Source organism: Pseudomonas sp. CAU 1711 (assembly GCF_039888625.1).
Classification (GTDB): domain Bacteria; phylum Pseudomonadota; class Gammaproteobacteria; order Pseudomonadales; family Pseudomonadaceae; genus Aquipseudomonas.
In genome coordinates this window covers 56125-69205 of the sequence record NZ_JBDQQT010000003.1, presented here as the reverse complement: position 1 = coordinate 69205, position 13081 = coordinate 56125, and the positions used below count along the sequence as shown (strand labels likewise).

Here is a 13081-nt window from a genome sequence, read left to right as displayed (position 1 = left end):
CCCACAGAAGCAGCAATAAGACGGGAGCGTAGTCTACCCGAAAGACCCTTTCAGCTCAAACCTTGCTCGGACGCCAGTGCAGGCGCCATTCACCCGACGAAGGGCCATCCAGTCCCGGCAGGTTGGCCACCGCCAGCAGCTCGTCGCCGCGCAGCAGCAACGGCAGGCGGCCGCGCACGAAGGCCGGCACGCCCCGCTCGTTGAGCAGGCGCTTGAGATCGCGGTGGCCGCGCCCCGCCAGCGCCATGACCTCGCCACCTCGGCGATAGGCCAGGCGCAGCGGACCGCCCGGCGCCCCACCCTGCAGCCAGGCCGCGCCATTGCCGGGCAAGGCCAGCGGCTGCGTCGGGTCGAGCCAGGCTGCGGCCAGCTGCGGCTGGTGCAACCAGTCGCCGGAAAGCCACCACAGCCTGCCTGCGGCGCGGCGCAACTCGCCGCCGTCGAGTCGCCAGCGGGGATCGGCATCTACCGCCGCATCGCGCAGATCGCCCCAGCCGGCCCAGTGCTCGCTGTCCGGCATGCGCGTCAGCGGCGCCAGCCAGTGGCGCAGCGCGTTGCGCTGGCGCGCCTCGGACAGCTGCGCCAGCGGCTGCAGCGCCAGGGAAGGCAGCCCCAGCCAGGCGAACGGGCTGTCACTGCGCGCCGCCTCCAGATCCAGCTCGGCCAACTCGCCCAGCAGCGACTCGGACTCGCGCAGATGTTCGGCGGCACGCGCCAGGCCGGCGCCCGCCTGCGGCCAGTGGCGCGCCAGCGACGGCAGCACCTCGCGACGCAGGAAGTTGCGCGCCAGACGGGTGTCGACATTGGAGGGGTCCTCCACCCAGGCCAACCCCTGGCGACGGGCATAGGCCTCCAGCTCGGCGCGCGACGCGCGCAGCAGCGGCCGCACCAGCCAGCCGCCGCCGAGCGCACGGGTCGACGGCATGCCGGCCAGGCCGCGCACCCCGGCACCGCGCAGCAGGCGCAGCAGCAGGGTCTCGGCCTGATCGTCGCGGTGCTGACCGGTCAGTAGCAGCTCGCCAGCCCCCAGTCGATTCGCGAAGGCCGCATAGCGCGCCTCGCGCGCCGCGCGTTCCAGGCTGGCGCCCCGCTCCACCCGCACCCGCTCGATATGCAGCGGCACGCCGAGGCCGTCGCAGAACGCCTGGCAGTGGGCCGGCCAGGCATCGGCGGCCGCCTGCAGGCCATGGTGGACATGGATGGCCGACAGCGGCGGCAGCCGCTCGCGCTCGCCCAGCTTGGCCAGCAGGTGCAGCAGCACGCTGGAGTCCAGCCCACCGGACAGGGCGACATGCCAGGCCGGCGCATCACGCCAAGGACGCAGGGCTTCGAGCAGGAGGGATTCGAGTGCGATCATGCTGCCAGCTTAAACAACAACGGGCCCGAAGGCCCGTTGCATCTACGCGCGAGAAATCAGGCGACGCCGAAGCTCATCAGCTTCTCGTAGCGGCGCTTGAGCAGCTCCTCGGTGCCGAGCTTGTTCAGATCCTTGAGCTGAGCGAGCAGTTCCTTGCGGATGGTCGCGGCGGCGGCGGCCGGATCGCGATGGGCACCGCCCAGCGGCTCCTCGACCACCTTGTCGACTATGCCCAGCTCCTTCAGGCGCGGCGCGGTGATGCCCATGGCCTCGGCGGCTTCCGGTGCCTTCTCGGCGGTACGCCAGAGGATCGAGGCGCAGCCTTCCGGGGAGATCACCGAGTAGGTGGAGTACTGCAGCATGTTCAGCTGGTCGCACACGCCGATGGCCAGCGCGCCGCCGGAGCCGCCCTCGCCGATCACGGTGGCGATGATCGGGGTCTTCAGGCGCGCCATCACGCGCAGGTTCCAGGCGATGGCCTCGCTCTGGTTGCGCTCCTCGGCGTCGATGCCCGGGTAGGCGCCGGGGGTGTCGATGAAGGTCAGGATCGGCAGCTTGAAGCGCTCGGCCATTTCCATCAGGCGGCAGGCCTTGCGATAGCCCTCGGGGCGCGGCATGCCGAAGTTGCGCCGCACCTTCTCGCGCACCTCGCGGCCCTTCTGGTGACCGATGATCATCACCGGCTGGCCGTCCAGGCGGGCGGTACCGCCGACTATGGCGGCGTCGTCGGAGAAGTGGCGGTCGCCGTGCAGCTCCTCGAACTCGGTGAAGATGTGCTCGATGTAGTCGAGGGTGTAGGGCCGGCGCGGGTGGCGCGACAGCTGGGATATCTGCCAGCTGCTGAGGTTGCCGAAGATGCTCGTGGTCAGCTCGCTGCTCTTGTCCTGCAGACGGGCGATCTCGTCGCTGATGTTCAGCGCGTTGTCGTTGCCGACCAGGCGCAGCTCCTCGATTTTGGCTTGCAGGTCGGCGATCGGCTGTTCGAAGTCGAGAAAGTTCGGGTTCATAGGCATCCGTCTAGCATCGGCGGCCATGCGGCCGGGCGGTGTTCCATCTGGCGCCTACCTTAAGGGATAGCGCGCCCGTGGTCGAGGCCGACACGGCGAGGCCGAAGCCTGCCGATCAGCGATATTGGAGGAAGACGTTGTCTTTGCCGAACTGGTCACGCAGGGCCTGGATCAGGTTGTCCGCCGGATCGATACACCACTGCTCGCCGAACTGCAGCACGGCCTTGGCCTCGCTGCCACTGTAGTCCAGGGTCAGCGGGCAGGCGCCCCTGTGCCTGGCGAACAGCTCGCCCAGCCAGCGCAGGCGGTCGCCCTGCAGCGCCTCGCGCGGGGCGCGGATGCGCAGGCTCTCGGCCAGGCCGGTGCGCGCGTCCTCCAGGCTCATCACCCTTTTCGCGCGCAGGCGCAGGCCGCCGGAGAACTCGTCGTTGCTCACCTCGCCCTCGACCACCACCAGCGCGTCGTTCTGCAGCAGCGCCTGATTGCTGGCGAAGGCGTCGGCGAACAGCGAGGCCTCGATCCGCCCGGAACGGTCATCCAGGGTGATAAAGCCCATCTTGTCGCCCTTCTTGTTCTTCATCACCCGCAGGTTGACGATCAGCCCGGCGATGGTCTGGGTGTCGCGCGCGGCGCGCAGCTCGACGATGCGCTGGCGGGCGAAGCGGCGGATCTCGCCCTCGTACTCGTCGATCGGGTGGCCAGAGAGGTACAGGCCGAGGGTGTCCTTCTCGCCCTTCAGGCGCTCCTTGATCGACAGCTCGCGGGCCTTGCGGTGGTTGGCGTACATGTCCGCCTCGGGCTCGCCGAACAGCCCGCCGAACAGGTCGAGGTGACCGCTGTCGTGGCTGCGCGCGGTCTGCTCGGCGGCCTGCACGGCCTCCTCCATGGACGCCAGCAGCACCGCGCGGTTCTTGTCGACGCTGGCCTGGTAGGCCTTGAGCTCGTCCTGATAGTAGGGGCCGAGGCGATCCAGCGCGCCGGAGCGGATCAGCGCCTCCAGGGTGCGCTTGTTGACCCGCTTGAGATCGACGCGGTTACAGAAGTCGAACAGGTCCTTGAACGGCCCGCCCTCTGCGCGGCATTCGACAATGGCCTCCACCGGCCCCTCGCCGACGCCCTTGACCGCGCCCAGGCCATAGACGATGCGGCCATCGTCGTTGACGGTGAACTTGAACTCGGAAACGTTGACGTCCGGCGGGTCGATGCGCAGCTTCATGTGGCGGCATTCCTCGATGAGGATCACCACCTTGTCGGTATTGTGCATATCCGCCGACAGCACGGCGGCCATGAAGGGCGCCGGATAGTGCGCCTTGAGCCAGGCGGTCTGGTAGGAGACCAGGCCGTAGGCGGCCGAGTGCGACTTGTTGAAGCCGTAGCCGGCGAACTTCTCTACCAGATCGAAGATGTTACCCGCCAGGTCGGCCTCGATGCCGTTGTTGGCGCAGCCTTCGATGAAGCCGCCGCGCTGCTTGGCCATCTCCTCGGGCTTCTTCTTGCCCATGGCGCGGCGCAGCATGTCCGCGCCACCCAGGGTGTAGCCGGCCATCACCTGGGCGATCTGCATCACCTGCTCCTGGTACAGGATGATGCCGTAAGTGGGCTTGAGCACCGGCTCGAGGCCCGGATACTGGTAGTCCGGGTGCGGATAGGAGATCGGCTCGCGACCGTGCTTACGATTGATGAAGTCGTCCACCATGCCCGACTGCAGGGGGCCGGGGCGGAACAGCGCCACCAGGGCGATCATGTCCTCCAGGCAGTCCGGCTTGAGCTTCTTGATCAGCTCCTTCATGCCGCGCGATTCGAGCTGGAAGACCGCGGTGGTCTCCGCCCTCTGCAGCATGTCATAGGTCTTCTTGTCGTCCAGCGGGATGAAGTCGATGTTGACCAGTTCCTCGTCGCTGGCGCCCTTGCGCCGCTGCTCGCGGTGGATGGTCTCCATCGCCCACTTGATGATGGTCAGGGTGCGCAGACCGAGGAAGTCGAACTTGACCAGGCCGGCCTGCTCGACGTCGTCCTTGTCGAACTGGGTCACCAGGCCGCCGCCCTCCTCGTCGCAGGAGGTCGGCGCGAAATCGGTCAGCTTGGTCGGCGCGATCACCACGCCACCGGCGTGCTTGCCGGTGCCGCGCACTATGCCCTCGAGCTTGAGCGCCATGTCCCAGATCTCCTGGGCCTCCTCGTCGCTCTTGAGGAAATCGCGCAGCACCTCTTCCTGCTCGTAGGCGGCCTCCAGGGTCATGCCGACCTCGAAGGGAATCATCTTCGACAGGCGGTCGGCCAGGCCGTAGGACTTGCCCTGCACCCGCGCCACGTCGCGCACCACCGCCTTGGCCGCCATCGAGCCGAAGGTGATGATCTGGCTCACCGCGTTGCGGCCGTACTTGTCGGCCACGTAGTCGATCACCCGGTCGCGGCCGTCCATGCAGAAGTCGACGTCGAAGTCGGGCATGGAAATCCGCTCGGGGTTGAGGAAGCGCTCGAACAGCAGGTCGTAGGCCAGCGGGTCGAGGTCGGTGATCTTCAGCACGTAGGCGACCAGCGAACCGGCGCCCGAACCCCGGCCCGGGCCGACCGGCACGCCGTTGTTCTTGGCCCACTGGATGAAGTCCATCACGATCAGGAAGTAGCCGGGGAAGCCCATCTGGATGATGGTGCCCAGCTCGAACTCCAGGCGGTCGATGTAGACCTGCTTCTTCGCCTCGTAGTCCGGGGTGTCCTTGGGCAGCAGCACCTCGAGGCGCTCCTCCAGGCCCCGGAAGGAGGCGTAGCGCAGGTAGTCGTCGATGCCCATGCCATTGGGTGTGGGGAAGTCGGGGAGGAAGTACTTGCCCAGCTGCACCTCGATGTTGCAGCGCTTGGCGATCTCCACCGTGTTCTCCAGCGCCTCGGGCAGGTCGCTGAACAGCTCGGCCATCTCCTCGGGCGTCTTGAGGTACTGCTCCTCGGAGTAGTTGCGCGGGCGGCGCGGGTCGTCCAGGGTGCGGCCCTCGCCGATGCACACGCGGGTCTCGTGGGCCTCGAAGTCGCCTCGCTTGAGGAAGCGCACGTCGTTGGTCGCCACCAGCGGCACGCCGGTGCGGCTGGCCAGTTCGACGGCGGCGTGCAGGTGTTCCTCGTCATTGACGCGATGGGTGCGCTGCACTTCCAGATAGAAGCGCTCGGGGAATACCCCCAGCCATTCGCCGAGCAAGGCCTCGGCGCGCGCACCCTCGCCGGCCAGCAGGGCCATGCCCACCTCGCCCTCGCGGGCGCCGGACAGGGCGATCAGGCCCTCGGCGGCCTGCTTGACCCAGTCGCGCTGGATGATCACCAGGCCGTTGTCCTGGCCCTCGCTCCAGCCCCGGGAAATCAGCTCGGTGAGGTTGCGGTAGCCCTTGGCGTTCATCGCCAGCAGGGTCAGGCGCGACAGCGGGCCGTCCTCTTCCGGGCTGGCCAGCCAGATATCGGCGCCGCAGACCGGCTTGATGCCGGCGCCCATGGCGGTCTTGTAGAACTTCACCAGCGAGCACATGTTGCTCATGTCGGTGACCGCCACGGCCGGCATGCCGGCGCCCGCCACGGCCTTGACCAGTGGCTTGACCCGCACCAGCCCGTCGACCAGGGAGAACTCGGTGTGCAGGCGCAGATGGACGAAGCTGGCGGTCATGGCAATCCCGTTGGTGACACAGAAACGATAAGGCCCGGATTGTACCGGGCCCGGTTACAAAGGACAGCCTGGCGTCTATGCCTGGCCGGCCGCCTCCAGTACCGCGCGCACCGGCGCGAAGGAGCGCCGGTGGATGGGCGTGGCGCCCAGACGCCTGAGTGCCTCCAGGTGCACCGGCGTCGGGTAGCCCTTATGCCCGGCGATGCCGTAGCCCGGGTAGAGCGCGTCCAGCTCGGCCATCTCGCGATCGCGGCTGACCTTGGCCAGAATCGAGGCGGCGGCGATGGCCGGGACCTTGGCGTCGCCACCGACCACCGGCGCGCTGGGCACCGTCAGTTTCGGACAGCGGTTGCCGTCGATCAGCGCCAGCTTCGGCAGCAGGCTCAACCCCTCCACCGCGCGCTGCATGGCCAGCATGGTGGCATGCAGGATGTTCAGGCGGTCGATCTCTTCCACCTCGGCGCGGGCGATGCACCAGGCCAGGGCCTTCTCGCGGATCTCGTCGAACAGTTTGTCGCGGCGCGCCTCGCTGAGCTTCTTCGAGTCGTTGAGGCCGGCGATGGGCCGCGCCGGATCGAGAATCACCGCGGCGGTGACCACCGGGCCGCACAGCGGGCCGCGGCCGACCTCGTCGACGCCGGCGACCAGCTCCTCGACCAGGGCGAAGTCCAGGCCCAGCTGCATCAGGCCCCCGCAGCCAGGCCCAGCACGGCCTCGGCGGCCTGCTCGGAGGCGTCCCGGCGCAGGGCCCGATGAATGACATCGAAGCCCGCGGTCTGCAGCACGGCCCCCTCCTCCAGCAACGGCGACAGAGTCTGCGCCAGGGCCTCCGGCGTCGCCGCATCCTGAATCAGCTCCGGCACCAGCAGGCGCTCTGCGAGCAGGTTGGGCAGAGAGATATAGGGGCTCTTCACCAAGCGACTGAGGATACGGTAGGTCAAGGGTGCGACCCGGTAGGCGACGACCATCGGGCGCTTGTACAGCAGCGCCTCCAGGGTAGCGGTACCGGAAGCGATCAGCACCGCATCGCAGGCCGCCAAGGCCTCGTGCGACTGACCATTGAGCAGGCGCAGCGGCAGGTTGCGGCCGGCCAGCATCTGCTCGAGCTGGGCGCGACGCTCCGGCGTCGCGCAAGGCAGGACGAACTGCACGCCCGGGCGCATGGCGCGCAGACGCTCGGCGGCATCCAGAAACAACTCGCCAAGACGGGCCACTTCGCCACCGCGGCTGCCCGGCATCAGCGCCACCACCGGCGCATCCGCCTCCAGCCCCAGCAGCTCGCGCGCGGCGAGTTGGTCGGCCTGCAGGGGGATGGTGTTGGCCAGCGGATGTCCGACGAAACGCACCGGCACCTGGTGATCCAGGTAAAAACGCGCCTCGAAGGGGAACAGGCACAGCATCAGGTCGCAGGCTTCGCGAATCTTCAACACGCGCCTCTGCCGCCAGGCCCACACCGAGGGGCTGACATAATGCACGGTCTTGATCCCGGCCTTGCGCAGCTTGAACTCCAGGCCCAGGTTGAAGTCCGGCGCATCGATGCCGATGAAGACGTCGGGCTTCTGCTCGATCAGGGTACGGATCAGGCGCTTGCGCCGGGATAACAGCTCAGGAAGACGACCGAGCACCTCGACCAGCCCCATCACCGCCAGGCGCTCCATCGGGAAATACGACTGCATTCCCTCGGCTTCCATGCGCGGACCACCGACGCCGACAAACTCGACTTGCGGGTGTTTTTCCTTGAGTGCCTGCATCAGGCCGGCACCGAGAATGTCGCCGGAGGCCTCGCCGGCCACCAGCGCGACGCGAAGGGGACGACTCATATCAGCGGGTGATGCCGCGGGTCGAGGCCTGGATGGAGTCGCGGAACACCGCCACTTCCGGGAACTGCGCGGCGGACTCGGCCAGCTCGGCCAGCGCCTGCTCCACGGTCAGCCCCTGGCGATAGACCACCTTGTAGGCGCGGCGCAGGGCGGCGATGGCCTCGGCGCTGAAGCCACGCCGGCGCATGCCCTCGAAGTTCATGCTGCGCGCCTCGGCCGGGTTGCCGAACACGGTGACGTAGGCCGGCACGTCCTTGCCGATCGCCGTGCCCATGCCGGAGAAGCTGTGCGCACCGATGCGGCAGAACTGGTGAACCAGGGTGAAGCCGGAGAGGATGGCCCAGTCGTCGACCCACACATGGCCGGCCAGCGCCGTGTTGTTGACCAGGATGCAGTGGTTGCCGATCACGCTGTCGTGGCCGATATGCACATAGGCCATCAGCAGGTTGTGGTCGCCGATGGTGGTCTCGGAGCGGTCCTGCACGGTGCCGCGATGGATGGTCACACCCTCGCGGATCACGTTGTGGTCGCCGATCACCAGGCGGGTCGGCTCGCCCTTGTACTTGAGGTCGGGCGTGTCCTCGCCCACCGAGGAGAACTGGTAGATCCTGTTGTGCTTGCCGATCATGGTCGGCCCCTTGAGCACCACGTGCGGACCGACAACGGTACCCTCGCCGATTTCCACATCGGGCCCGATGATCGACCAGGGGCCGACCTGGACGTCATCGGCCAGCCTGGCCGACGGGTCGATGATGGCGCGAGGGTCGATCAAACTCATAGCTTGCGTTCCGCACAGATGATTTCGGCCGAGCAGACTTCCTTGCCATCCACGCTCGCCTGGCACTCGAACTTCCAGATGCCGCGCTTGGCGCTGAGGAACTTGGCCGACAGGCTCAGCTGATCGCCCGGCACCACGGGTTGACGGAAGCGCAGCTTGTCGGAGCCAACGAAGTAGTAGAGGGTACCGTCGGCCGGCGTCACGCCCATCATCTTGAAGCCGAGAATGCCGGCCGCCTGGGCCATGGCCTCGATGATCAGCACCCCGGGCATGATCGGATGCTGGGGGAAATGGCCATTGAAGAAAGGCTCGTTGATGCTGACATTCTTATAGGCGCGAATGCTCTTGCCTTCCACGTCCAGCTCGGCGACCCGATCCACCAGCAGGAAGGGGTAGCGGTGCGGCAGGTATTCGCGAATCTCGTTGATGTCCATCATGTGCATAGAGCCTGTAGCAAAAGTAGGGGGCGTGCCTCAGGCACGATCAGGCATCTGATGAGGCCCGATCGTCCGGGGTCACGGCGGCGAGACGCTTTTCCAGCTCGCGCAGGCGTTTCGCCATGTCGTCCAGTTGACGGATGCGCGCCGCGCTCTTCTTCCAGTCTGCTGCGGTCTGCATGGCGGTGCCGGAAGAATAGGCGCCCGGCTCGGTGATCGAGCGGGTGACCATGGTCATGCCGGTGACGAACACGTTGTCGCACACCTCGATGTGGCCGACCATGCCGACGCCGCCGGCGATCATGCAGTGCCTGCCGATCTTGGTGCTGCCGGAGATGCCGACGCAGCCGGCCATGGCGGTGTGATCACCGATCTGCACGTTGTGCGCGATCATGATCTGGTTGTCCAGCTTGACCCCGTTGCCGATCACGGTGTCGGCCAGCGCGCCACGGTCGATGGTGGTGTTGGCGCCGACCTCGACGTCATCGCCCAGGACCACGCCGCCGATCTGCGCGATCTTCTGCCACACACCCTTCTCGTTGGCGAAACCGAAGCCCTCGCCGCCCAGCACCGCGCCGGACTGGATGACCACGCGCTTGCCGATTTTCACGTCGTGATAGAGGGTCACGCGCGGGGCCAGCCAGCCGCCCTCGCCTATCTCGCTGCGCGCACCGACCACGCAGTGGGCGCCGACGGTGACGCCGGCGGCGATGCGCGCACCAGCCTCGATCACCGCATAGGCGCCGATGCTGGCGCTCGGATCGATCTGCGCATCGGTGGCGACCACCGCCGTCGGGTGCACGCCGGCGGCGGGCAGCGGCTTGGTGTCGAACAGATGGGAAAGCTGAGCGAAGGCCAGGTAGGGATTGGCCACCAGCAGCGCGTCGCCGGCATAGCCCTCGGCATCGGCCTCGGTCAGCAGCACGACCCCGGCCTTGGTCTCGACCAGAAACTTGCGGTACTGGGCATTGGCCAGAAAGCTCAGCTGGTCCGGGCCTGCGTCCTGTAGGGTGGCCAGGCCGCGGATCGGCTTGTCCGCGGCGCCGCGCAGGGTGGCGCCGAGGCGCTCGGCCAACTGGCCGAGGGTGAACACGGGGGCGGTCATGATCAGCGCTGGGCGTTCATGCGCTCGATGACTTGCCGCGTGATCTCGTACTGCGGCTTGACGTCGACCACGGCGCCACGCTCCAGCACCAGGTCGTAGTTGCCCTGCTTGATCACTTCCTCGACCGCCTTGTCCAGCTTCGGCTTGAGCTGCTTGAGCATGTCGCGATCGGAAATGGCCTTGGCCTCGTTCAGCTCCTTGGACTGGAACTGGAAGTCGCGGGCCTTCTGCTTGAATTCCAGCTCCAGACGCTCGCGCTCCGCCTGCTGCATCTTCTCGCCATCCTTGACCAGGCGGTCCTGGATGCGCTTGGCGTCGGCCTCGAGTTGCTTGAGCTTGTTCAGCTGCGGGCCGAACTTCTTCTCGGCATCGACGGCGTACTTCTTGGCGGCATCGGACTCGAGCAGGGCCATTTGATAATTCATCACCGCGATCTTCATCTCGGCGAGGACCGGGGTCGCCACCAGGGCTGCTGCGACCAGAACCAGTTGAGTCAACTTACGCACGATGCACTCCTGCAACAAACACTGTTGTCTAGCAAATTAGAAAGTTTGGCCCATGGAGAACTGGAACACCTGGGTGTCCGAGTCTTCCGGCTTCTTGATCGGCATCGCCAGACTGAAGCTCAGCGGGCCGAGGCCGGTAATCCAGGTCACACCGACGCCCACGGAGCTCGCCAGATCGCCGATGTCGATGTTGTTGCAGCTCGGCGAGGAGGAAGAACAGGAGGTGTCGTACACATTACCCACGTCCCAGAACAGAGCGGTACGCAGGGAACGCTGATCCTTGACGAACGGCAGCGGGAACAGCAGTTCCGCGCCACCCTGAATCAGCACGTTGCCACCGAAGGGCAGCGGATCCTGATCCGGGTCGGTATAGCGGCCATGCTTGTCCCGAACGTTGTAGACGATCTCGCCCGCCGCGTTGCGCACCACGCTCGGGGTGCTACGCGGCCCCAGGCTGCTGTCCTCGAAACCGCGCACCGAGTTGAAACCACCGGCGAAGTAGTGCTCGTAGAACGGCAGTTCGGAGGTGGATCCGTAGGAGTCGCCGTAACCCAGCTCGGTATGGAAACGCAGGGTGTAGTCCTTGCTGATCGGCTGGAACAACTGGCCGCGATAATCGATCTTGAAGAACGACAGGTCGCTGCCCGGCACGGTAGTTTCGAACACCAGGCTCTGCGAGTGACCACGGTTGGCCAGCACGCCGCGATTGAGGGTGGACTCGGACCAGCCGATGGAGGCCTTCAGGTTCAGGTAGTCGTCGCCTTCCTGCTCCATGAAGTCGATGATCTCGTCGACCGTGTAGTCGCCGGTGTTGATACTGTCGCTCTGGATGGTCAGGCCATAGGTCAGACGCGAGGTCTCGCTGATCGGATAACCGATGCTGACGCCGGCGCCGTAGCTGTCCACCGCATAGCTGGACACATTGGTGTTGAGCTCGTCGTAATCGGTGGTGCGATAGAAGGCGTTGTAGCCCAGGCTGACGCCGTCGACCGTCCAGTAGGGGTCGACGAAGCCGAAGCTGTAGCGGGTCTGGTACTCGGAACGGGTGAGGCCGACGCTGACCTTGTTACCGCTACCCAGGAAGTTGTTCTGGCTGATCGAGCCACCGAGGATCAGGCCGGCGTTCTGGGCGAAGCCGACGCTGGCGGTGATGGAGCCGGACGGCTGCTCCTCGACGCTGTAGTTGACGTCGATCTGGTCGTCGGTACCCGGCACCTGCGGGGTCTCGACGTTGACTTCCTTGAAGTAGCCCAGGCGCTCCAGGCGGGTCTTGGACTGGTCGATCAGGTAGGTCGAGGCCCAGCCACCTTCCATCTGGCGCATCTCGCGGCGCAGCACCTCATCCTCGGTCTTGGTGTTGCCGCGGAAGTTGATGCGGTTGACATAGGCACGCTTGCCCGGATCCACCACGAAGGTGATGGCGACGGTCTTGTCCTCGTCGTTGGGCTGCGGCACGCCGTTGACGTTGGCGAAGGTGTAGCCCTCGTTGCCCAGGCGGCGGGTGATCAGCTCGGAAGTGGTGGTCATCACCTTGCGCGAGAAGACCTGCCCCTGCTTGACCAGCAGCAGCTTCTCGATCTCTTCCTGCGGCACCTTGAGGTCACCGGACAGCTTCACTTCGCTGACGCTGTACTTCTCGCCCTCATCCACGTTGACGGTGATGTAGACGTGCTCCTTGTCCGGAGTGATGGACACCTGGGTGGAGGAGATATCCATGTTGATGTAGCCGCGATCCAGGTAATACGACCGCAGGCGCTCCAGGTCTCCGGAGAGCTTCTCGCGGGCGTACTTGTCGTCGTTCTTGAAGAAGGACAGCCAGTTGGTGGTCTTCAGCTCGAACAGGGCAATCAGGTCCTCGTCCGGGAATACGCTGTTGCCGACCACGTTGATGTGCTGAATGGCGGCGACCGAACCCTCGTTGATGGTGATCTTCAGCGCCACGCGGTTGCGCGGCTGGGGAATCACTTCGGCCTCGATCTCGGCGGAATAGCGGCCCTGGGCCACATACTGGCGCAGCAGCTCGTTGCGCACGCCTTCCAGGGTGGCGCGCTGGAAGATCTCGCCCTCGGCCAGGCCGGACTGCTGCAAGCCCTTCATCAGGTCTTCGGTCTTGATCGCCTTGTTGCCTTCGATCTCGATGGTGGAGATCGACGGACGCTCGACCACGTTGATCACCAGTACATCGCCTTCGCGGCCGAGCTGGATATCCTGGAAGAAGCCGGTCTTGAACAGGGCGCGGGTCGCCTCCACCAGGCGAGCATCGTCGATCTGGTCGCCGACATTGAGCGGCAGGGCGCCGAACAGGCTACCGGCGGAAACCCGCTGCAGGCCATTGACGCGGATATCTGAGATGGTGAAGGACTCGGCGTGAACTTCGGCGATCATCAACGCGGCGAACACCGCAGGTAGCAGCAGACGTTTCATG

Annotated in this window: 10 protein-coding genes; all 10 read right to left on the bottom strand. The window is 66.2% G+C overall.

Annotated elements, in window-relative coordinates; genetic code table 11:
• Positions 1 to 55: 55 nt before the first annotated feature.
• Entirely contained in the window at positions 56 to 1357 is a 1302-nt protein-coding gene (gene tilS / locus AAFN46_RS04025) for a tRNA lysidine(34) synthetase TilS (protein WP_347807405.1), read from the bottom strand.
• Positions 1358 to 1413: 56 nt separating this feature from the next.
• A complete protein-coding gene (accA, locus tag AAFN46_RS04020) occupies positions 1414 to 2364 on the bottom strand; it encodes an acetyl-CoA carboxylase carboxyl transferase subunit alpha (protein ID WP_347807404.1) in 951 nt (316 codons plus the stop codon).
• A gap of 115 nt (positions 2365 to 2479) precedes the next feature.
• The gene (gene dnaE / locus AAFN46_RS04015) at positions 2480 to 6010 is read right to left on the bottom strand and encodes a DNA polymerase III subunit alpha (RefSeq protein WP_347807403.1); all 3531 of its coding nucleotides are present in this window, start codon (positions 6008 to 6010) and stop codon (positions 2480 to 2482) included.
• 75 nt (positions 6011 to 6085) lie between these two features.
• The gene (gene rnhB, locus AAFN46_RS04010; protein ID WP_347807402.1) at positions 6086 to 6694 is read right to left on the bottom strand and encodes a ribonuclease HII; all 609 of its coding nucleotides are present in this window, start codon (positions 6692 to 6694) and stop codon (positions 6086 to 6088) included.
• A complete protein-coding gene (gene lpxB / locus AAFN46_RS04005) occupies positions 6694 to 7830 on the bottom strand; it encodes a lipid-A-disaccharide synthase (RefSeq protein WP_347807401.1) in 1137 nt (378 codons plus the stop codon). The genes rnhB and lpxB overlap by 1 nt, the downstream gene beginning before the upstream one ends.
• 1 nt (position 7831) lies before the next feature.
• On the bottom strand, positions 7832 to 8608 hold the full coding sequence (gene lpxA / locus AAFN46_RS04000; protein WP_347807400.1) for an acyl-ACP--UDP-N-acetylglucosamine O-acyltransferase: 777 nt from the start codon (positions 8606 to 8608) through the stop codon (positions 7832 to 7834).
• Positions 8605 to 9045, bottom strand: coding sequence for a 3-hydroxyacyl-ACP dehydratase FabZ (gene fabZ / locus AAFN46_RS03995; protein ID WP_347807399.1), 441 nt, complete (start codon positions 9043 to 9045; stop codon positions 8605 to 8607). Before fabZ ends, lpxA begins: the two co-directional genes overlap by 4 nt.
• 46 nt (positions 9046 to 9091) lie before the next feature.
• Positions 9092 to 10153 (bottom strand): UDP-3-O-(3-hydroxymyristoyl)glucosamine N-acyltransferase, encoded by a 1062-nt coding sequence (gene lpxD, locus AAFN46_RS03990; RefSeq protein WP_347807619.1) that lies wholly within the window; start codon positions 10151 to 10153, stop codon positions 9092 to 9094.
• A complete protein-coding gene (locus AAFN46_RS03985; RefSeq protein WP_347807398.1) occupies positions 10153 to 10656 on the bottom strand; it encodes an OmpH family outer membrane protein in 504 nt (167 codons plus the stop codon). The genes lpxD and AAFN46_RS03985 overlap by 1 nt, the downstream gene beginning before the upstream one ends.
• Positions 10657 to 10692: 36 nt before the next feature.
• Positions 10693 to 13080 (bottom strand): outer membrane protein assembly factor BamA, encoded by a 2388-nt coding sequence (bamA, locus tag AAFN46_RS03980; RefSeq protein ID WP_347807397.1) that lies wholly within the window; start codon positions 13078 to 13080, stop codon positions 10693 to 10695.
• Position 13081: the final 1 nt, after the last annotated feature.

Coding starts and splice junctions, on each gene's coding strand:
- tilS (WP_347807405.1), bottom strand. CDS start 1,357: ATGATCGCACTCGAATCCCTCCTGCTCGAAGCCCTGCGTCCTTGGCGT.
- accA (WP_347807404.1), bottom strand. CDS start 2,364: ATGAACCCGAACTTTCTCGACTTCGAACAGCCGATCGCCGACCTGCAA.
- dnaE (WP_347807403.1), bottom strand. CDS start 6,010: ATGACCGCCAGCTTCGTCCATCTGCGCCTGCACACCGAGTTCTCCCTG.
- rnhB (WP_347807402.1), bottom strand. CDS start 6,694: ATGCAGCTGGGCCTGGACTTCGCCCTGGTCGAGGAGCTGGTCGCCGGC.
- lpxB (WP_347807401.1), bottom strand. CDS start 7,830: ATGAGTCGTCCCCTTCGCGTCGCGCTGGTGGCCGGCGAGGCCTCCGGC.
- lpxA (WP_347807400.1), bottom strand. CDS start 8,608: ATGAGTTTGATCGACCCTCGCGCCATCATCGACCCGTCGGCCAGGCTG.
- fabZ (WP_347807399.1), bottom strand. CDS start 9,045: ATGATGGACATCAACGAGATTCGCGAATACCTGCCGCACCGCTACCCC.
- bamA (WP_347807397.1), bottom strand. CDS start 13,080: ATGAAACGTCTGCTGCTACCTGCGGTGTTCGCCGCGTTGATGATCGCC.